Source organism: Chitinophaga tropicalis, assembly GCF_009758205.1.
GTDB classification, from domain to species: Bacteria; Bacteroidota; Bacteroidia; order Chitinophagales; family Chitinophagaceae; genus Chitinophaga; species Chitinophaga tropicalis.
On sequence record NZ_WRXN01000021.1, the window covers coordinates 30783 to 52695 of the forward strand.

Genomic DNA, 21913 nt, shown 5'->3' on the forward strand with positions numbered 1-21913 from the left:
TATGAGAAGACTGCTGGTATCACTGGTCGTATTACAGGCTTTCTTAAAAACCGCGGCGGGCCAGCCCGCCGCGGTACATATACACATAGATCCGGCCCGGACGTACCAGACAATAGACAATTTCAGCGCTTCCGACGCATGGTCCGCACAATTTGTTGGCCAATGGCCGGAAGAAAAGAAGAACGCAATGGCCGACTGGCTGTTCAGCACAGATACTACTGCCGCCGGACAACCACTGGGAATAGGCCTTTCCATGTGGCGCTATAACGTAGGCGCAGGAAGTACAGAACAGGGAGATAGCAGCGGTATCGCAGACATCTGGCGCCGTACCCACAGCTGGCAAAACCAGCAGGGACAATACTGGTTCCTCCGCGCAGCACAGAAAAGAAATGTGAAGAAATTCCTCGCATTCCTCAATAGCCCGCCGGTACACCTGACCACCAACGGAAAGGCATTTGCAACCAAAGGGAACTGTAATATCGGTCCGGCTAAGTATGAGCAACTGGCCACATATATAACAACAGCTATCAAAGGCATTCATGACAGTACAGGCATCCTGTTCAGTTATATCAGCCCTTTTAATGAACCACAGTGGGACTGGAGCGATGGCAACCAGGAAGGATGCCCCTACAATAATGAAGAGATCAGCGCACTCACAAAGATCATCAGCCGGAAACTGTCTGCAGAAAAACTACAGACAAAGATCCTGATCGGTGAAGCAGGTCAGCTGGATTACCTCTATTCAGCTGCTGGCAAACCCGCCAAAGGCACGCAGATCAAAGCCTTCTTTGATAAAACCTCTCCATACTATATAGGTAGCCTGCCAAACCTCAGCTACAATATCTCCGGTCACAGCTACTTTACCACTTCTCCGGCAGCCGTTGCTGTCCGCACCAGGGAAGAGCTGAGAAAACACCTCGCTACCGTACCCGGCCTGGGCTTCTGGCAATCCGAGTACTGTATCCTTGGCGATAACGCAGGAGAAATAAACGGCAACAAAAGAGACTATGGCATGGATGCAGCCCTATACCTGGCAGGCGTCATTCACAGGGACCTTACCATTGCCAACGCTGCTGCATGGCAATACTGGCTGGCAATTTCGCCCTACAACTACAAGGACGGATTGATCTATATAGATAAGGATACAGCCAACGGACAGTTCCACGACAGCAAAATGTTGTGGGCACTGGGCAACTACAGCCGTTTCATCCGGACAGGCGCAAAAAGGATTGCAGCGTATACAGACAACGACAGCTCCTTACTGGTATCCGCATACAGGAATACAGACCGTACCGTAAACGTTGTAATTGTAAACAATACCGGGAATGATAAGCACGTGCGGCTGGATACTCAGAAAGGCCGTTTAAACAGACTACGTTCCTATGTTACCGATGCCAACGGTAATCTGCAGCCATTTACTGTAAAGAATGACCTGGTTATTCCTGCACGTGCGGTTGTTACCGTGACAGGAAGTATTAATCAATAAAAGACAAAGGATGAAACGACTTGGAATTATCACATTATTCAGTGTGTTTTTGGGCCTTTCCTCTCAGGCACAGCAGACACAAAAACATACCTTCACATTAGGGGATACCGCATTTCTACTGGATGGAAAACCACTCCAGATGATCTCCGGCGAGATCCACTATCCCCGCGTACCCCGCGAATGCTGGAGAGCCAGGATGAAAATGGCCAAAGCAATGGGGTTAAATACCATAGGCACCTATGTTTTCTGGAATGTACATGAACCGGAAAAAGGACAGTATGACTTTTCCGGCAACAACGATATCGCCGCTTTTGTAAAAATAGCACAGGAAGAAGGACTCTGGGTAGTATTACGCCCAAGCCCATATGTTTGCGCAGAATGGGAATTCGGTGGATATCCCTACTGGTTACAGAAGATCAAAGGATTACAGGTACGTAGTAAAGAACCGCAATACCTGGAAGCCTACAGGAACTATATCAAAGCTGTAGGTAAACAATTGTCACCTTTACTGGTGAACCACGGTGGCAACATCCTGATGGTACAGATCGAAAATGAATACGGTTCTTATTCGAACGATAAAGACTACCTTGAAATAAACAGGAAAATGTTCGTAGAAGCCGGATTTGACGGTCTGCTCTATACCTGCGATCCCGAAGCTGCTATCAAAGACGGACATCTGCCTGGCCTGCTGCCCGCTATTAACGGCGTAGACAACCCTGTAAAGGTAAAAAGGCTGATCAATGAAAATCACAGCGGCAAAGGCCCATATTATATAGCTGAATGGTATCCGGCCTGGTTTGACTGGTGGGGCACAAAACACCATACCGTGCCTTATACCCAATACCTCGGCAGGTTAGACAGCGTTTTATCTGCCGGTATTTCCATCAACATGTACATGTTCCATGGCGGTACTACCAGAGATTTCATGAACGGCGCAAATGCTAACGATCACACGCCATACGAGCCACAGATCAGCAGCTACGACTATGATGCTCCACTGGACGAAGCAGGTAACGCAACAGAAAAATTCATGCAGTTCCGTAAAGTGATAGCAGCGCATTTGCCTGCAGGAACAGTACTGCCTGAAGTACCGGCTGCAAGACCGGCAATCACCGTTCCTGCCATCAGCTTCACCCGCTCTACAGCCCTGACAGATATGCTGCCTAAACCGGTAAGCAGTGTAAAGCCACTTACCTTCGAAGACCTCAGTCAGGCATATGGTTGGGTATTATACAGCACCACACTTGAAGGCAATACCAGCGCCTGGCTGAAAGTAAAAGAGCTGCGCGACTATTGTGTAGTGCTGGTGAACGGAAAGAAAGCAGGTGTACTGGACAGAAGGTCCAGACTGGATAGCGTACAGCTGCAACTGCCTGCAGGCAAGGTGAAACTGGAACTGCTGGTAGAAAACCTGGGCCGTATCAACTTCGGGCCTTACCTGCTGGAGAATAAGAAAGGTATCACTGAAAAGGTATTATGGAATAATAAGGAAGTAACGAACTGGCTGCAATACAAACTGCCTTTCAACAAAAAGCCTGTTGGCAAAGTAGTGAAAGCAAAAGCCGGCTCGAATGGCCCCGTACTGAAAGAAGGTACATTCGAACTGGCAGCCACCGGCGATACTTACCTCGATATGAGCAACTGGGGTAAAGGCGCCGTATGGATAAACGGTCATAACCTTGGCAGATACTGGGAAGTAGGTCCTCAGCAAACATTATACATTCCGGCTGAATGGCTGAAGAAAGGTAAGAATGAGATCGCAGTGCTGGAACTGATCAAACCTGAAGCTGATAAAGTATCAGGCCTTGATCACGCCATACTGGATGTGCTGAAGTAGTAAATAGTATAGCCGCTTTTTAAAAACAATAACTTCTTCCTGAAAGCAGTAGTTAAAAACAATAACTTCTTCCTGAAAGCAGTAGTTAAAAAAAATAACCTGTTCCTGAAAGCGGTAGTTAAAAAAAATAACCTCTTCCAGAAAGCAGTAGTTAAAAAAAATAACCTGTTCCTGAAAGCAGTAGTTAAAAACAATAACCTCTTCCTGAAAGCGGTAGTTTTTAAAACAGTAGCTTCTTCTTTTCAAAAAAAAAGCCGGCCGCAGGCCCCCACCATCAAAAAAAACGCTTTTGCCGCAGGCAAAAGCGTTTTTTTTGATATGTTTGCCCCGAATACCTACAAATACAGTGAAATGGAAAAGAACGTCGGAGAAAGTGCTATTTCTAACAATGAAACCCTTTTAGAGCAACTAAGACAGAAAGAACAGGAACAGGCAATACTACTAAACGTAGGTAGCAGTATCGCCGCCGCCAGGAAAAGAGAAGACCTCTGGAACATCATAACCAGGCAGTTGCTGGACCTGTTTGGAGGAAAATACTATACCCTTTGCCTGATCAATGAAGACGGAAAAACACATACACCTTTTTTGCATAGTGATGAACGCACTATCAGGTCAAGAACAGAAGACAGCCCTATCATTCACGAACATCACCCTGTTGAAGATGGTATTTTCAATGTAGCCATAGCCTCAGACAAACCGCTGATCTACGATCTTGCAGGCCTCATCAGAAACAAAAATATACCCGCCTATATTTATCACTGGTTCAACGCCGGCATTAAGGAAATGCTGCTGGTAAAGATCAGTAATGGTAATGAGACGAAAGGACTATTATACTTCTACAGCACAACAGCTAACGCTTTCTCCCCATCAGGCTTCAGATTGCTGACAGGTATCGCCGATCAGCTGGGAACAGGCATATCTAATGTCCTGGCCAATGAAAAGATAGAACAGCAGCTGGAAGAGATAAACAGGTATAAACAAAGACTGGAGAATGAGAACCTCTACCTGCAGGAAGCCCAGAGAAACAGTGGAGATTTTTCAGAGATCCTGGGTACTTCGGAAGAGATACAGAAAGTATTCACACTCATTTCGAAAGTAGCGCCTTCAGATTCTACTGTATTGTTGTCTGGCGAAACCGGCACAGGTAAAGAGCTCGCAGCAAGAGCTATTCATAATGCCTCTCCTCGGAGTAAAAAACTGATGATAAAGCTGAATTGCGCGGCAATGCCTCCCAACCTCATAGAAAGCGAGTTGTTCGGGCACGAGAAAGGAAGCTTCACCGGTGCATTGGACAAGCGCATAGGAAAATTTGAACTGGCCAATAACAGTACCCTGTTACTGGATGAAATAGGAGAGCTCCCGCTTGAAATGCAGGCTAAGCTATTGAGAGTGCTGCAGGAAAAAGAGATAGAAAGAATAGGAGGGAGGGGAACTATCAGGGTAAATGTACGCATCATAGCAGCCACAAACCGCAACCTGGAAAAGGAAGTACAGGCCGGCCGGTTCAGGGCAGATCTCTATTACCGCCTCAATGTATTTCCTGTCACATTACCCTCTTTAAATAGACGCAGGGAAGATATCCCGCTGCTGGCCACTCATTTTGCTGAAAGATATGCACGGAATGTAGGTAAGCCGGTCCCCGCCATAACACCCAAAGCCATGGAGACATTGATGGAATACTCCTGGCCGGGTAATATCAGGGAACTGGAACACCTTATTGAAAGAACTGTGCTGCTAAATAACGGCCCAACTATCAAACAGTTCTACCTCCCCGTTGTAAATAAAACTTCCGGGGCAGTAAAAGAAACCGGCTTTAAAGTGCAGACCCTGGAAGAAGTGGAACGTGAATATATTCTGAAAGTGCTCAGGCTTTGCAACGGCAGGATAGCAGGGCCTAACGGAGCCGCTGTGCGCCTGGATCTGCCATCTACTACGCTCAGTTCAAGAATGCAGAAACTCGGTATTAAGAAGGAGCATTACGTGAAACCGGATGAAACTGATACGAATTAATCTGCCCTTATAACTATGATTTATTCAGATAATCATTAAAAAATTGAAGATTCTTCTGAATTTAAGACAAAAAAGTTTAATATTTGCCCCTCCGGCCAGCAAAGCTTAAGCCTTCAAAACCCGAAAAACCCGAAGGCTTTCTTTATGGAGTATAACCAAATAAAACTATGGAACAGGATTTCCCCATATCTTCCTTTCTGGAGATAAAAAAGCACTTCAGCACGGAACAAAAGAAATTTGAAAAAGAAAAAGCCATCTGGAAAACCATCAGGGCATCTCTTACTGAAGCTGAAGCCAATCAGCTGGACGAACAGTTTAAAACCATCTTTGAAACCACTACAGACCCGCAGTTATTAGAGCAGCTAATGAAAAAAGGCGCCTCTGCCAGGTTGCTGGGAAACGATGAACTGGGTTCACACAATCTGGCTATGGTTGTCCGGGAGCTTGTGGATGCCAAAACAAAGGAAGACCTGGAAATTGCCGCCGGCATCATCAGAACAACGATCATTGCAGGCGCAGACCTCAACAGCCAGAAAGCATATTGGGGGAATGGAGGAGCGATTGCTATCATATGGCTCTGTGTGTATCTGGCACGTGCGCTCGATACCTATGGAGATTTGAAGACTCTTGATCAATATCACTATTGCTACAGGATCTTTACATGGGTAGCAGACAATACTGCCGTCACTGAAGCTATGCAGGGTGATTGGCATCCTTTTTATGTATTCCTGAATTGCCTGAAAAAGTCCCCTGAGGTGGAAGATCTTCAGGAGAAATTAATATTGCAGATGATGGGACTTGATTGGACCATCTTCACCTCAACACATGAACACCTCAGCACTTCCTTTTTCAGCCGGATTATTAACTTCAATCCCGGATTCCTGACCCTGCTCGTTCCTTATGAACATAAACAACTGGAATCCTACCTGGACGTTGTTCAGAAAAACATAAGTCCTATGGTTATAAAGAACTTCTTAAACGGCTTTACCAGCAATAATAAAGCAAGAAAACATTTCAGGGTGTTCTTTTCACTCAGACCGCACTGGTTGTTGCAGCTGATTATCACCAGTGCTCCGGAAACAGTCTTCAATCTAGTTAAAAGGAATGAACAGGATCTCCTGGTCCCATTCCTGAAACATTATAAGCGGGAGATTGCTGAACTAAGAGATGAAAAAAAACAGACCTTATTGCAACATGCCATGGCATCCAGAGGGGTAGTAGAAAATACTATTCAGCTTTTACGTCAGTATGTTCAGCAGGCCTGATAGGGAAGGCCTGCCAATTAAGGGAACAATATGTTATTTGTAAGCCTGCTTTATTCCCAGCCGCTTTATCTTCGAATACAAAGTAGGCGCAGGTATTCCTAACATCTCAGCTGCCCCTCCCGGCCCTGACACCTTTCCATCTGCTGCCTGCAACGCATTCATAATATGCGTCCTTTCCATTTCATCCATCGTCTTTGTCTTGCCGGGAACAGCTATGCTCTCTTCAGTCAATGTTGCAGATAAAGGCAGGTCAATATGATCTATTTCACTTCCTGCATATAAAAGTACATAACGCTCCATCAGGTGCTCCAGCTCACGGATATTACCCGGCCAGGAATATTGCGCCAGCTGCTGCATAGCATCCTCGCTGACAGAAGGCGCCGGCAAACCATTCTTCTGCGCATATTTTTCAAGGAAATGATAAACCAGCGGCGGGATATCTTCCTGTCTTTTTCTCAGGGGAGGAAGCACTATCGGGAAAACGCTGAAGCGGTAATACAGATCAAGCCTGAACCGTCCCTCCGCCACTTCTCTTTCCAGCGTTCTGTTGGTAGCCGCAATGATCCGTACATCAACTTTTATACTTTCATCCCCACCAACCCGTTCTATCTCTTTTTCCTGCAGCACTCTCAATAATTTGACCTGCGCATCCGGGGGGAGTTCTCCTATCTCATCCAGGAAAATAGTACCACCATCGGCCTGTTCAAATTTCCCATGTCTTTTCTGACTGGCGCCGGTAAATGCTCCTTTTTCATGACCAAAAAGTTCTGTTTCTATAAGCGACAGGGTAATTGCGGCACAGTTAACAACAACAAATGGTTTATTGCTTCTCGAAGATAACCTGTGAATGGTTCTTGCGGCAAGTTCTTTACCGGTGCCGCTTTCGCCGGTTAGCAATACGGAAGTCTCTGTGGGAGAGACTATCCTGATCTGTTCCATAAACTCCCTCGCCGCAGGACTGTCACCGGTCATTCCTGGCTGAGCCGGAACATCTTCATCCGGCACTCTTTCCTTCTCAATATTATACCTGTAGCTGGCAATATCCAGCATCACAAAAAGATCTTTTTCCCTGAAAGGCTTAATGAGAAAACCATAAGGCCGGGTTACTTTCGCAGCTTCCAGGATACTGGCATTGGTATTGGCTGATATATACAGGAAAGGTATCTTCTTCTGCATTAGTTCTTTTCCCAGGTCTATTCCCGTCAGTTGCCCTTTCAGCATGATATCAAGCAATACCCAGTCCGGCTTTTTTTCGTCTATCAGTTCATACGCCTGCTCAACAGAAACTGCAATACCACAAACAGTATATCCTGCTTTCTTCAATATATGACGGAGATCATTGGCTACAATGAACTCATCTTCAACTATCAGTATTTTCCCATTATCAGGCATTGGTAGTAGTAAATGCAGTTTTATTAAAAGTAAAGTCCCGGCACAGGAAATGCACAGTGATGATCACCCCCGGATTATTATTACGGATACTGAAAACACCGTCCAGCTGCAGACTTAAACCCTGCATCAGGCTCATGCCCAGTGAATCCCGTTCGGTGATATCTGTCTCTTCATCAAAGCCAACGCCGTTATCTGAAATAGATAACAGTGAATCCCCATCTGGCTTGTGTTTTAACGATACCCGGATAATTCCTTTCCTGTTATCAGGAAAAGCATATTTGATGGCATTACTGACAGCTTCGTTCAGTATCAGTCCCAGCGGAGCGGCCTGCACAACATCCACCTCAACGGCATCAATATCCAGCTCAAAAGTTATTCTTCTCCCTGTTTCAAAGCTATCCTGCATGTATCCGACCAGTTCCCTGATATACCATGCCATATTGATCTTGCCGGGATTATCCGTCTGGTAAAGCCGCTGGTGAATGAGCGACATGGCATACATCCTGTGCTGGCTGTTACGGATAGCCGCCAGGGCGTCTTTATTGTCAAGGTACCTGGACTGTGTATTCAGCAGGCTGATAATAACCTGTAAGTTATTTTTTACCCGGTGATGGATCTCTTTTAACAGCCATTCTTTATCCTCCAGCAGCTTTTTCAGCACCACATTCTGCGCATTGATCTCTTCCTGCTTGATCTCCAGCTGGATGTTTGTCTGTTTTCTAAGCCGGTAACGGTTATACATCAGGAAAAAGAAGACAAGCAGCACAAATACCCCGGCAATAATAACATTCCTGACCACTTTTTCTTTCTGCAGAGATGCTTCCTGCAACTGGCTTTTCTGAATAAGGAGCCTGATGTTCTGATCTTTCTGCTCCGTTTCAAATTGTATCTGTAGCTGCCCCAGCTGTCGGGACTGCATAATGTGCATCAGCGAATCAGAAAGCAACTTGTAATTTTTAAAATGGATAAGAGCGGAAGACGTATTGTCACTGGCCGAATCTGCCCTGTAAGATAGCAGCTCTGCCTGCGCTGTCCTTAGTAATGTTGCGTGGTTGGAAGATTGTGCAGCAAAAAAGGACAACAGATATGGATGGCTTTCCTTGTATTTCCCCAATGCCTGAAGATATTCAGCAATGAACACACGCATCACCTGGACCAGCGTCCCGCTTAGCTGATCACTCTCATAGATGCTGAGCACCCGCCGGAAATATTGCTCTCCGTCCCTGTACTTCTTCATAGACATCATAATGTTGAGAGCCAGCAGGTTAAATTGGAACTGGTCATATACATCTGTCGACGGCAGGATAGCTGCTGCTGCCATAAGGGTATCCAGCGCCTGTCGATATGCCCCCTGTTTCCTCAGTGCATCCGAGATATTGAACAGCAGCAGCTGTATAGAGCCGGTATCTGTGTTGCTGTGCGCATAATGCAACCCCTTCCGGAAATAGAAAAGTGCTGTACTATCTGCGTTTATACTGAAATAACTGAGACCAACACGATTGTAGATAGTAGACATCAGTAAACTGGTATCTTTAAGCTCCTCGCCGGTCTTCATTGCAAGAAGATTATATCTCAGGGATTGTAGGAAATCACCCTTGTTATTATATATTTCTCCGATTATTCCGTATGCCCCCTGAAGCCGCTTAAAACCAATACTGTCATAAATTGCAAGTGCCCCATCGAGGTATGCCAGCGCAGTGGCATGATCCTGCTTCAGATGATACAGGTCTCCGATAAATTCTTTCAGTACCCCCTCCTTGTACCTGTTACCCAGACTATGATAGATACGCAACCCCTGCTCATATAAACTGATCTTCATAGGAAGGTCCCTCTCCTGGTTAGAGTAGGTTCCTCCAAGTTCTATCACTGCTTCTGCTTCCAGCCATAACGGGCCTGTCTTTTTGAATATAGCCAGGGCCTCACCGGCAAGTCCCCGGCCTTTCTCCGATTGCCCCATTTCCCTGTAGGCCTTGGCCAGCAGCAAACGGCTTTCTCCCACACCCTGCTCATAATGTAATGTGCGGCTCAGCTTTTCCATTTTCCCGGAAATAGCCATCGCCTTCTCCATATCTGCTTTAAGAGAACCAGGCCTGTCCAGGTATGACTCCCCAAGCGTTCTTAGCTTTGTTATTGCAGATGTATCTGCAAACTTTTGATCTATTGCTTTTCCGATCGATGCCGGTTCTTGCGCAGATTGTGCATAGCATATACCTGCCGCTCCGAAGAAGATGGCAATAAGAACAAGCAGCAATACTGGTTTTACATTTTTCATTATCAGCTGGCAAATTTACAAAAGACACCTGCATTTTTTGAAATTCTCAAAACCTTAAAGAAAAGTTACCTCCACATCTGGTTCACATCAGGTCCGCGTTAACTCCACTGTTAAAGCATGGATAATAACTGCATAAGACCAGGATAACACCAGGATAATACCTTGTATAAGCCGCTCAACCTTATTCCCCTTCCCCGATCCACTTTTTTCTGTTAACTTGAAATCTATGAAAACATCTCTTCAGGCAATCATTACCGGGGCAACCCTCGTCCTCGCATCCTGTAGCACACCAGCTGATCCACACACAGGAAATGGAACTGATACTACAGGTACTGACAGCACTTACGCTCCGGTAGAAACCAAGCCGCCAAATACAGACTACAAACCTGCATTTGCAGGCCAGACCCGCATTGCCGGGGTAAAAACTAAAACGCCTTACGGATTTACTATTCTGAGTAGTGCACTGGAAAGCCCCTGGGGCATCACCACATTACCGGATGGCAGATTGCTCATCACCGAGAAAAAAGGTGTAATGCGCATAGCTACCACAACAGGTCAGCTGAGTGCGCCCATCACCGGTCTCCCGAAAGTAAACCCTGACGGACAGGGCGGTTTGCTCGGCCTCCGCATAGATCCTGATTTCAGCAATAACAGGATGGTATACTGGGTTTTCTCAGAACCACTGCCGGAAGGAAACCTCACTGCTGTAGCGAAAGGCAAACTCTCGGCCAACGAAAAAAGCATCGAAGGCGCCACCGTTATCTACCGGGCAACACCTGCCTACAAAGGAACACTTCACTATGGTGGCAGGATCCTGTTTGATAAGAACGGCAACCTTATAATAAGCACAGGAGAACGTTCCGACCTGCAAACCAGACCACAGGCCCAGCAACTGAACTCCGCATTAGGAAAGGTACTGCGCATCACAAAAGAAGGAAAACCAGTAGAAGGCAACCCATTTGCGGGACAGGGAGACAATCGTCCCGAGATCTATAGCTACGGCCACAGAAATGTCCAGGGACTGGCATTCCACCCCGAAACCGGCGACCTCTGGGAAACAGAATTCGGCCCAAGAGGAGGAGATGAGCTGAACCGTATTCAACCGGGGAAAAACTACGGATGGCCTACCATCACCTACGGTATTGAATATAGCGGACAAAAAGTGGGAGACGGTATCCAGCAGAAAGCAGGACTGGAACAACCTGTTTATTACTGGGATCCCGTACTGTCGCCCAGCGGTATTACATTTTATTCAGGAACCGGTATTCCTGAATGGAAGAACAACCTCTTCATAGCCGGCCTGAGCAGCATACATATTGCCAGGCTTGTTATCAAAGATAATAAGGTAGTAGGAGAGGAAAGACTGCTGGTAAGCGAAGAACAACGCTTCCGCGATATAACCGAAGGAAAGGATGGTGTATTATACGCTGTTACCGACAATGGCAGATTATACAGCATTCACAAAAAATAATTCACAAACCTTTAACCGACCGTAGGCCGGTTAAAAAAAACGCTCAGGAAAATGAGTTTTGCTTTCGGCAAAACTCATTTTCCTGATCAATTCTTTCCAACAAAAAACTATCCGCAACCTCCCCCGCAATCCCCGCTAAAACCCCCACCATCTCTGCTCAGGACTTGAAAGAGTACCGTAAAAGATCAATGCTATTGAAGGAGTGACAGGCACTAAAAGCCAGGTAGTATTATCCACTTTGCTGGAAAGAGGGCCATCCCCCGATTTCTGATGATGGATTGATCTTATATTTGCGCTCAATTAATAAAGGATATGAAAAGACTAACAGTTTTCTGCGGCTCCAGTTTCGGTACTGAAAAAGTGTTTGAAGAACAGGCGTACTTATTAGGAAAGACTTTGGCAGCCAGGAAGATAGGACTGGTATATGGAGGCGCCAACGTTGGCCTGATGGGCGCTGTAGCCAACGGAGCTATGGAAAACGGGGGAGAGGTGATAGGCGTATTACCACATCACCTGAAGGCAAAAGAAATAGCACATGAACACCTTACTTCCCTCATCCTGGTAGATACCATGCACGAGCGGAAAACAAAGATGAATGACCTGTCTGACGGCGTGATTGCACTCCCCGGCGGCTTCGGGACATTTGAAGAACTCTTTGAAATGTTGACATGGGCCCAGCTTGGATTACACAAAAAACCAGTAGCGCTTCTGAACATAAATGGATTTTATGATGATCTGCTGACAATGATCCAACGCACTGTAGATAAAGGATTTCTTAAGGAAACGAATCAGAAAATGTTGCAGGTAAGCGATAATATCGACGACCTGCTGGAAAAAATGGCAACTTACAAAGCGCCCGACCTTCCAAAATGGATCAAAAAAGACGAAGTCTGAATTTTTTCTCAGCGGGCCGCAGGCCCGCCTCTCTACACAAAAAAATAGCTTTGGCTTTCGGCGAGGGCACTGAAAAAGTAGTTTTCTTTAAAGAAATATTCGGGTAGGGGGTGGAGAATATTTTCGAATAGACGATTCTCAGAGCCTACGTAAGGACTTTTTCAGTGCCCTCGCTTTCGGCCAAAGCTATTTTTTTGCGCAATTCCCTCCCCGTTAAACAAAACTACTTCTCATCATAATACCCCCTCAACACATACCACGCCCTCTTCCTCTCTCCATACTCCGACAACAACCCCTTCCTGTTATAACCATCCTGGTACCCAGGCCTCATCCTTCCCATAGAACGATAATCAACCAGCAACCATGCACATACCCCCGCCAGCTGCGGCACACGCCTGAACATCACCACCTGCTCCCTGTATATCTTCGCCTGGTAATCCTCACTCCAGCTATCCGCAACATCCCCGGCATTCCCATATTTCGCCTCCCCGCCAAATTCAGAAATGATAACAGGCTTTTTATAATTGATCTCCCACTTCACATCCTCCGGTTTTCCCTGCCACGGCACATACCAGCCAATGTACTCATTCAGGGAGATGATATCTGCATATTTATACAGGCTGTCATGAACATGGAACATGTTATTACTGTAACCCTGGTTATTGATAACAACAGTATTCAGCCGGGTAGTATCCAGCATCCGGCACTTGCCGAGCAGTTCAATCAGCGCTTTATCTCTCGACGGAGTGAAGGAATACGTTTCATTGGAAAGACTCCATATAATAACTGCACAACGGTTCCTGTCCCGCTTTATCATTTCACGCAGCATCAGTTCCATCTTCCCAGGCATAGAAGTATCCGCAAATGCAATATGCTGATAAACAGGTAGCTCATCCCAGACCATTATCCCCATTTCTTCCGCCAGTTTCACCATGTATTCATTATGCGGATAGTGGGACAACCTCACCATATTACAACCCAGTTCCTTCGCCCAGGAAAGCAGCACCCTGGCATCTGCTTCAGTATTTGCTTTTCCGGCTTTAAAAGGACGTTCCTCATGAATATTCACTCCTTTGATGAATAGCTTTCTGCCATTCAGCAGTATATCGGTACCAGATACTGCGATATTCCTGAACCCTATACGCTCCGTCACTGTATCCGATACAGAAGATATAATAACGTTATACAGCCTGGGTGTATCAGGGCTCCAGCGTACAGGTCTCGCATTGAACCTGAGCAGAGCCATTCCTGAATCATTTGTTTTTGTACGATAGCTTATCTTGAGCTCAGGAATGCTGACCTTCACTTCCTGGTTCCCTGCATTCCCGCCATCTAATTTTACCCATCCTGCTATTTCATGATCAGAGTGCTTTGTCAGCTGGACCAGGTAATCATTGATATAAGTGGACGCAGTTTCCACCAGGCTTACCTCCCGGGTAATACCACCATAATTGAACCAGTCGTATGACAAAGCCGGCAATCCGTTCTTCTGCCGTGTATTGTTCACTCTCACAATTATGCTGTTAATTCCTTCCTGTACATCGGTCAGCTCAAACTGGAAAGGAGTGAAGCCTCCTTCATGCGCTCCCAGGTGCTTACCGTTCAGGTAAACATCAGCCAGGTAATTCACTGCGCCAAAGTACAGGAACAGGCGTTTATCTTTCTTCCGGGTATAGCTGAACGTCTGCTTATACCATACAGTGCCTTCCAGGTAAGTATATTCAGGGCGCTGGGTATTGAAATCGCCGGGTACATGTAGCTCCGGCGTGCCGGTAAATGAATATTCCACGAAATCTGTCTTGCTGACAGGCGTTCTTTCTTCCCATATCCGTAGCCAGTCGCCCGTACCTGTCGGGTCAATCAGCGCTTTCCAGCTGCCATTCAGGCTGACTACCTGCCGGCCGCTGATATTGGTCATAGCTGATTGTGCATGCAGGACATTGGCCGGCAAGAGCAGGAATAACAGGACAGTAACTGATCTCAGGTTCATTTCTTTATTTGTTTTTTTATTCTCCGTTTCCATCTGAAGTCAACACCTCGCTCATATGATCAAAGAACGGGCGCATAGCTTTGAACGTACTATTAACCTCTTCCAGGAACGAAGCGCTCAACACCTCCTTATCCGTGAAATTCCTGATCAGCAGGAACTGCTTATACCGTAACAGGTCAATTGCCTCATGATCTGCCGGGAAACCCTTAGGCGCAGTTTTCACCTGGTCTCCCTTCAATGTCCCGAAATTCGATACGAACAATTTACTTTTAAGGATCTTCCTCAGCGGGGCCGCATCAAAAGCAATATCATTCCGGATCAGCCTCAGGTCGTCCGGCGATGGGCCAAAGAATCCGCCGGCCACAAAACTGTTCCCCTGCTCTATATGAAAATAATACCCACCCCGGCGTTGTTGGGTAGCACGCTTAAAACTACCGCTCCAATGCGTTTTATAAGGCGTCTTATCATTAGAAAACCGGGTATCCCTGTATATCCTGAAAAGACTGCTTTTACCGGTGGGCGTTTCTATCAGGTCATGTTCACTGAGTTTCCCCAGCAATGCCTCCGCAAAGTTCTCTACCTGTGACAACTCCTGCTGATAAGCAGGTTTATGCTCATTGAACCATTCCCTGTTGTTGTTTTCTTTCAATGCCTGCAAAAAGTCAAATCCTGACTGACGTATATATTGTTCTTTCGCTGATTTTGCCATAGATCTTTTTTTAACGGCGATAAAGATACTAATTGCAACACTTACCGCCCATAGTGAGCGCATGATGCCAAAATCAATCCCTTATTTTACGAAAATGTGCCCCCTCCCTTTAAAATAAGGGGGATATTTTCGCCCTGCTATCTTACTCAAAGTTCCACTTATGCAAAAAAAGACTACCCTCTTTCTTCTGCTGTTATTGTTCGTATATACTCCTGCATTGTTTGCACAAAGGTTTGTACACCCGGGAGTGCCCTTTACCCAGGGCGATCTGGACCTCTTAAAGCAGAACATTACACAGGAGCCCTGGCTCACTGCCTATAATAATTTTAAGAATGACAGCCACTCTAAACTGACCTATGGCATGCGCGGACCGGTCACCACCGTTGGCCGGGCGCCTAACCTGAACGTAGCGCAGTGGGAGAACGATATGATAGCCATCCACAACCTGGCCTTTATGTGGGTCTTCACCGGTGATACAGCCTATGCCCGCAAGGCGACAGACATGCTGGAGGCCTGGGCGGTCACCAACAGGCGCTGGATGGGGGATGAAGATTTTCTGGAGATAGCCGACTATGCCTTTTATGTGATACCGGGGGCGGATATACTCCGGTCAACCTACCCGGGATGGACAGCCGCCAATACAGCCCACGTAAAAGACTGGTTCGGCAACGTGCTCTGGAAAGCGGCAGATGTGCCCAATCCTATCCGCGGCCATAACCAGGGCGCGGCCCAATGTATGATAGCCGTAGGTCTCGCCGCTTTCCTGGACGATCCCGTAAAATGGCAGCAAGCCATCGATGTCTATAGGACAGACGCCGGCGGCGGACTGGCATGCAGCCTGCCCAACGGGGAAGTTGGAGACGCCGGCAGAGACGAAGGGCACTGGTTCGGCGAAATAGTACAACTGGCCTGGTGCGCAGAAGTTGCCTGGAAACAGGGTATCGACCTCTTTGCGGATCTGGATAACCGCGTACTGGCCACCAGCGAGCTATACGCAAAATTCAACCTGGACACTACCGGCATGAGAAGCCAGTTCATTCCCTTCGGCGGCACCTATGCCTATTATACAGGCTTTAACGCCCCGGGAGGCTCCCGCCGGCAACATATGCTGTACAACATCATTCAGGGCGCCTATCCGCTCCGCAAGGGCGTACAGTCGCCTTATTCCACTACCATGAGGGACCTGCTCACAGAAAACAACCTGACCTTCCTGTACCGCAAGTCTGCCGATACCAGCACCGCCGCATCTGTAAGCCCGGTGGTATATCCCACAGGTACACCAGCTGCCAGCCTGACCAACAGGGACGTCGGTAAGACCGGTCTTGCCGGCAGCGCAGCCTTCAGCAACGGTACCTGGACCCTGAACGGAGCAGGAGATATTCCCGTACCCCCGCTTTCAGTGCCGGACGCTTTTAACTACGCTTTTCAAAAGATAACGGGAGATGCTGTCATCATAGCAAAAGTGACTTCCATAGGTAGCACAGATCCCAACGCCAGGGCAGGCCTGATGTTCCGCGAGTCCCTGGCAGCAGATGCCCGCTTTGTAGGAATGTTCCTGCAAAACCAGAAAGTAAACCTTACCTGGCGTGCAGCAACTGCCTGGAGCAAAACAAACCTCTCCTGGAACAACCCTCCCGGCGGATACCTGGAACACTGGGTGCCACAAAACACCTGGTGGCTGAAACTGGTACGCCGGGGTAATAAGATAGCGGCTTATCACACCCGGGACAGCATTAACTGGACCTGCCTCGGTATAGCGGTAAGCCCCATGCCGGAGACGGTTTACGTCGGACTGACATCCAGCTCCCACAACACCTCCGCCCTCAGCACCGCTACCTTTACAAACGTAGCTATTACAAAAGGAAGCCCCGAAGGCGCACCGGAGATCAGCAGCCCCACAGCTGCTAACGCCGTCGTAGATACGCCGTTTTCCTATACAGTCACCGCAAACGGCAACCCAACCTCTTACAGCGCCACCGGCCTGCCGGCTGGCCTGAATATAGATACGGCAACAGGCATCATATCAGGTACACCTGCAACAGCAGGTACGGCACTGGTTACCCTGAACGCTGCCAACGCAAACGGCGCCGGCTCAATTATACTGGTACTGAATGTACTCAGCAACACAGCGCCAGCACCACCGGTACTATCACCCATTGCAAACAGCGGCATTAATACTAACACACTTTCCTGGAACCAGGTGCCTGCTGCTACTACCTATACGGTTAAACGCTCGCTCACTGCCGGCGGACCATACACCACCATCATATCAGGTGTCACCGATACTTCCTTTACAGATGCCAGCGCCTATCCCGGCCCCAATTACTATATAATAACAGCATTGGCGGGAGAACTGGAAAGCAACGCTTCCAACCTGGCCTCCATCATTCTTCCACCAGGTATACCCTCCAAACCTGTTATTGTCAACCAGGATAGCCAGCTTAACATCAGCTGGCCTGCAGCAACAGGAGCTGCATCGTATAACATAAAACGCAGCACCTCCAGCGGCGGACCATACACCACCATCGCCACCGGCCTCACAGATACCAGCTACCTGGATACTAACCTCACCAACGGAACATACTACTATTACGTCATATCTTCTGTCATCAGCAGCTCTGAAAGCCTTAATTCCATTGAAGAACTGGGCGTTCCAGGAGCATGGTCAGGTACATGGAACACAACAGCGGCCGACACTGCATGGAGCACCGCCGCCAGCTGGGAAGGCGGCATCGCACCCGTAAGCCCCGCTATCCTGCGCTTCGGCACATCCGCCACCACTACGCTCACCAACAACATTACAGCACTGGAAGTCCCCCGCATCACATTTACACCGGGAGCCTCCGCCTATGTAATAAACGGCAACGAAATAACAGCCGGCACCGATATCACCAACAATTCCACCACGGCGCAGATCATCAACACACCGTTATTGCTGAACAGGACATTGACCGTGAACGTCGATTCCGGCAGCGTCCGCCTGGCAGGTGCTATAAGAGGGACCGGCGCACTGGTTAAACACGGCAGTACAGCCCTTACCGTTAGTGGTGCAAATACCTTCACCGGGGGCACAACTATATATGATAGTAACGGAGGATGGCCTCCCAACGGAGTATTGAACGTAACAGGCGTAGGCACTGATACCAGCGGACCACTCGGCACCGGCCCCATTGTAATGAGCGGCGGCGCACTCAGAAATGAAGGCACAGCAGTGCTTTACAATGACGTTATCATAAAGGAAAATACAAAGAGCTACTTCTATGCTCCGGCAGGAGGCTTTACCCTGGCAGGAAAACTGAAAGGCAGCGGTACCGTAGAACTGGATAACGACAACTACAACGGCTTCACCCTTAGTGGAGATAACAGTGAGTTCACAGGCACCTTCATCTCCAAAACACGCAGCTCCTACCAGCGCATGTGGTTCAGCACAACAACCAGCGGCAGCGCCAAAGCCACCTGGATCCTGAACAGTAACTTCACAGACGCACACAGGATTGCACAGGTAGGCACCTACCACTTTGGCGCACTGGAAGGAACAGGCCTGCTCAACATCTTCAACAACATAGAGCTGAGCATCGGCGCCCTGAATAAAGATTGCGAGTTCAAAGGACTGACCAACGGCACCAGCGCCCGCTTCACCAAAGTAGGTACTGCCAAATTCACCTTGTCAGGTCTTTGCAATAACTATGGCGTTACTACTGTAAAAGGAGGGAAGCTGATGGTTAACGGCGAAATAGCCAGCCCGGTAGTTGTCGATACCGGTCTTCTCGGTGGATTAGGATACATAGCCTCTTCCATCACCGTAAACGCCGGCGCCATCCTGGCCCCGGGCGATGATAATATTGGTGAACTGACCACCCGCGGACTGCTTACTTTACAACCGGGAGCAATCTTCAAAATAGAAACCAACGCACAACAGGCAGATACCTTATCCGCCAAAGGCATCACTATCAATAACGCGGTTCTCTCTGTTCAAAAAACAGGCAGCGATGCTTATCCAACAGGCGCCCGCTTCCTGCTGGTAGATAATACTTCCACCTCCCCGGTCACCGGCGCCTTCAACGGATTGCCCGAACTGGCCATACTTACACTGGACAGTGTAGATTTCAGGATCTCCTACAAAGGAGGTGACGGCAACGACATTGTATTGATGGACGACAGGACCGTAGGCGTGACCATCACCAGCCCCGGACAGGATACCCTGCTGGCAGGAGACACATACAGCTATCGCCTCACAGCCATCAAGTCTCCCACACATTTCTATGCCACCGGCTTACCTGCCGGATTGACAATAGATACCGCCACAGGCATCATATCCGGCGCTGTAAACCAGGCCGGCGCTTACACCGTTACACTGTCAGCCTCAAACGGCAGCACTGCCGATACTATCACACTTGCACTGGTAGTAAAAAGCACCAGCGTCGAAGAACTGATAGTCGCCTCTGGCGATGCAAAGAACATTGTAGAATGGACACCCGTCATGAGCCGCCTCACTTACAATGTGAAACGCACGGAAACAGTAGGAGGGCCCTATACGCTTTTAGCCAACACTACAACCGCTAAGTATATTGATTCTGCCGTCACCAATGGTAAGACTTATTACTATGCTATTGCACTGGTAGATTCAGCTAAGCAATATCCCAACAGTCCGGCTGTAACAGCAAGGCCCAATATCGGTCAGCATGGTTACTGGAAGTTCGATGAAGCCTCCGGCACAAAGGCCATCGATGCCTGGGGCGCCAATCACGCTACACTGGCAGCAACCGCAACACGCAATGCCGGTTATGTGAACACAGCCCTGAAACTCGATGGATCAGCTACCTCATATGCCTCATTACCCGCCGGAGTGGTAAGTACATTGAACGACTTTACCATCACCACCTGGATAAAAATGGATGCACTGACCAGCTGGATGCGTGTGTTTGATTTCGGGAACAGCACCAGCTATTATATGTTCCTCACCGTACAGGCAGGCATTTCCTCCGGGAAATCCATTGTACGGTATGCCATCAAAAATGGAGGTGCAGAACAGCAGGTAAGCTACAACTATACTTTCCCGCTCAACACCTGGGTACACTTTGCCCTCAGCCAGTCCGGCAACACCTGCCGGCTGTACATCAACGGTGTGCTGGTATCCACAAATACAAACGTCACCATCAAACCATCAGCATTGGGTAGCACGGCACTGAACTATCTCGGTAAATCCCAGTTCAATGATCCTTTACTGAAAGGATCCGTGGATATCTTTAAGATCTTCAACCGTAGCCTTAGCGCCGCAGAGATAGCGGCAGGTATGGCGGCAGAGAAAGTGACGTTGAAAGTATGGTCTGATGTACAGAGTACTGATAGTAGTATCAAGCCTTCACTGAAAGTGTTGAACGTAGATAGCACCAGTGTACCTTATAATGAACTGACATTACGCTATTGGTTCACACCTGAGAATTATGCCGGCATCAATACCTGGATTGATTACGCAGCGTTGGGCAACAGCAAGGTAAAGATGCAGTATACAACACTGGATACTCCACGTAACGGAGCTCTCGGTTACATAGAATACAGCTTCGATTCCACCGCCGGTATACTGGCAGGAAATAATAACTCCGGCATTATCTCCTCCCGTTTCGCAAATACCAACTGGGCGCTGTTAGATAAGACAAATGATTACTCTTATCAGAATGACGTGAATGAGAACATCACACTGTACCGTAACGGTAAACTGGTGTGGGGAATAGAACCCGCAGCTGTTAACTCCGTAGTACAGTTGAAAGCCTTTACACGATCAACCAGCAATAGCGCTAATACCATAGGTACTTATCTCGGGATACAGAATGAAGGTAACGTACCTGTAGCTTACAACGATCTTGCCATTAAATACTGGTTCACTCCGGAAGGCGCTAAACCACTGAACTTCCAGGTAGATTATGCCGCATTGGGAAATGATAAGGTTACCGGCATTTTCCAGTATGCTGATACCAGTCTTGAACTACATATAAACAGTAGCGCAGGCTCCTTATATCCGCTAAGCAATACCGGGAATATTCAGTACAGACTCTATAAATCAGACTGGTCTCCATTTGTTGAAACAAATGATCACTCTTATCTGCCTGTATCTTCACTGACAGAGAATATACAGGTCACTATTTATTATAAGGGACAGCTGATCTATGGTGTAGAACCTGTAGCAGCACGCATCAGCAAACCTGTAGAGCCCCTGGATGCTGCATTGAAAGTATTCCCGAATCCTGCATCTGAACAGCTGATAATATCAGTAGATAAAGTAGTACCGGATGCTCTGCTGCAGGTATTTGATAATAAAGGAATGTTGATACATACAGAACGTCTTGTAAATACTATTAGTACAGTGAATATCAGTAAATGGGCGCAGGGGACCTACTATGTGAAGATAAAGAATGGAGGTTCAGTTTCCACTCGCAAAGTTGTCAAATACTAAGCTTACCCTTCACCCAAAAAGCTGCGCGCAACGCCCTCTCCTCCCTCAGAAAAACATTTCTCAGGCGGGCCGCAGGCCCGCCTCCTCTCTCAAAAAAAACTCTTTTGCCGAAGGCAAAAGAGTTTTTTTTGAGCAA

At 47.7% G+C, this 21913-nt stretch carries 11 protein-coding genes; 7 read left to right on the top strand and 4 right to left on the bottom strand.

The genetic code is table 11. The features are described from left to right. Window position 1: 1 nt before the first annotated feature. From GO493_RS28640 to GO493_RS28655, 4 genes are all read left to right on the top strand, one after another. Entirely contained in the window at window positions 2-1486 is a 1485-nt protein-coding gene (locus GO493_RS28640) for a glycoside hydrolase family 30 protein (RefSeq protein ID WP_157309677.1), read from the top strand. Window positions 1487-1496: 10 nt separating this feature from the next. After that, window positions 1497-3323 carry a glycoside hydrolase family 35 protein gene (locus tag GO493_RS28645; protein ID WP_157309678.1) on the top strand — a complete coding sequence of 609 codons (1827 nt, stop codon included), beginning with the start codon at window positions 1497-1499 and terminating at the stop codon, window positions 3321-3323. Between the two features lie 351 nt (window positions 3324-3674). Next, the gene (locus GO493_RS28650) at window positions 3675-5333 is read left to right on the top strand and encodes a sigma-54-dependent Fis family transcriptional regulator (protein WP_157309679.1); all 1659 of its coding nucleotides are present in this window, start codon (window positions 3675-3677) and stop codon (window positions 5331-5333) included. A gap of 167 nt (window positions 5334-5500) precedes the next feature. Continuing rightward, the gene (locus GO493_RS28655; protein ID WP_157309680.1) at window positions 5501-6598 is read left to right on the top strand and encodes a hypothetical protein; all 1098 of its coding nucleotides are present in this window, start codon (window positions 5501-5503) and stop codon (window positions 6596-6598) included. A 33-nt stretch (window positions 6599-6631) separates the two neighbouring features. Here the strand turns inward: GO493_RS28655 and GO493_RS28660 are convergent, their stop codons facing one another. Both GO493_RS28660 and GO493_RS28665 read right to left on the bottom strand, forming a co-directional pair. Further along, window positions 6632-7990 carry a sigma-54-dependent transcriptional regulator gene (locus GO493_RS28660; protein ID WP_157309681.1) on the bottom strand — a complete coding sequence of 453 codons (1359 nt, stop codon included), beginning with the start codon at window positions 7988-7990 and terminating at the stop codon, window positions 6632-6634. Continuing rightward, entirely contained in the window at window positions 7983-10262 is a 2280-nt protein-coding gene (locus tag GO493_RS28665; protein ID WP_157309682.1) for a tetratricopeptide repeat-containing sensor histidine kinase, read from the bottom strand. The genes GO493_RS28660 and GO493_RS28665 overlap by 8 nt, the downstream gene beginning before the upstream one ends. 226 nt (window positions 10263-10488) lie before the next feature. Between GO493_RS28665 and GO493_RS28670 the strand changes: the two genes are divergently transcribed. Further along, window positions 10489-11733, top strand: a complete 1245-nt coding sequence (locus GO493_RS28670; protein ID WP_157309683.1) for a PQQ-dependent sugar dehydrogenase — start codon at window positions 10489-10491, stop codon at window positions 11731-11733. Window positions 11734-12045: 312 nt separating this feature from the next. Next, entirely contained in the window at window positions 12046-12627 is a 582-nt protein-coding gene (locus GO493_RS28675; RefSeq protein WP_157309684.1) for an LOG family protein, read from the top strand. Window positions 12628-12850: 223 nt separating this feature from the next. Here GO493_RS28675 and GO493_RS28680 read toward each other — a convergent pair whose 3' ends face one another. After that, complete coding sequence (locus tag GO493_RS28680; RefSeq protein WP_232539147.1) at window positions 12851-14617, bottom strand: glycoside hydrolase family 2 protein; 1767 nt, start codon at window positions 14615-14617, stop codon at window positions 12851-12853. 16 nt (window positions 14618-14633) lie between these two features. After that, the gene (locus GO493_RS28685; protein ID WP_157309685.1) at window positions 14634-15326 is read right to left on the bottom strand and encodes a DUF2461 domain-containing protein; all 693 of its coding nucleotides are present in this window, start codon (window positions 15324-15326) and stop codon (window positions 14634-14636) included. A 160-nt stretch (window positions 15327-15486) separates the two neighbouring features. Here GO493_RS28685 and GO493_RS28690 point away from each other — a divergent pair, with 160 nt between their 5' ends. Then, window positions 15487-21777 (top strand): LamG-like jellyroll fold domain-containing protein, encoded by a 6291-nt coding sequence (locus GO493_RS28690; protein ID WP_157309686.1) that lies wholly within the window; start codon window positions 15487-15489, stop codon window positions 21775-21777. Window positions 21778-21913 lie beyond the last annotated feature (136 nt).

Excerpts from the sequence above, each read along its gene's own strand:
- GO493_RS28675 (WP_157309684.1), top strand. The coding sequence starts at position 12,046 with ATGAAAAGACTAACAGTTTTCTGCGGCTCCAGTTTCGGTACTGAAAAA.
- GO493_RS28680 (WP_232539147.1), bottom strand. The coding sequence starts at position 14,617 with ATGAACCTGAGATCAGTTACTGTCCTGTTATTCCTGCTCTTGCCGGCC.
- GO493_RS28670 (WP_157309683.1), top strand. The coding sequence starts at position 10,489 with ATGAAAACATCTCTTCAGGCAATCATTACCGGGGCAACCCTCGTCCTC.
- GO493_RS28655 (WP_157309680.1), top strand. The coding sequence starts at position 5,501 with ATGGAACAGGATTTCCCCATATCTTCCTTTCTGGAGATAAAAAAGCAC.
- GO493_RS28690 (WP_157309686.1), top strand. The coding sequence starts at position 15,487 with ATGCAAAAAAAGACTACCCTCTTTCTTCTGCTGTTATTGTTCGTATAT.
- GO493_RS28650 (WP_157309679.1), top strand. The coding sequence starts at position 3,675 with ATGGAAAAGAACGTCGGAGAAAGTGCTATTTCTAACAATGAAACCCTT.
- GO493_RS28660 (WP_157309681.1), bottom strand. The coding sequence starts at position 7,990 with ATGCCTGATAATGGGAAAATACTGATAGTTGAAGATGAGTTCATTGTA.
- GO493_RS28640 (WP_157309677.1), top strand. The coding sequence starts at position 2 with ATGAGAAGACTGCTGGTATCACTGGTCGTATTACAGGCTTTCTTAAAA.
- GO493_RS28685 (WP_157309685.1), bottom strand. The coding sequence starts at position 15,326 with ATGGCAAAATCAGCGAAAGAACAATATATACGTCAGTCAGGATTTGAC.
- GO493_RS28645 (WP_157309678.1), top strand. The coding sequence starts at position 1,497 with ATGAAACGACTTGGAATTATCACATTATTCAGTGTGTTTTTGGGCCTT.
- GO493_RS28665 (WP_157309682.1), bottom strand. The coding sequence starts at position 10,262 with ATGAAAAATGTAAAACCAGTATTGCTGCTTGTTCTTATTGCCATCTTC.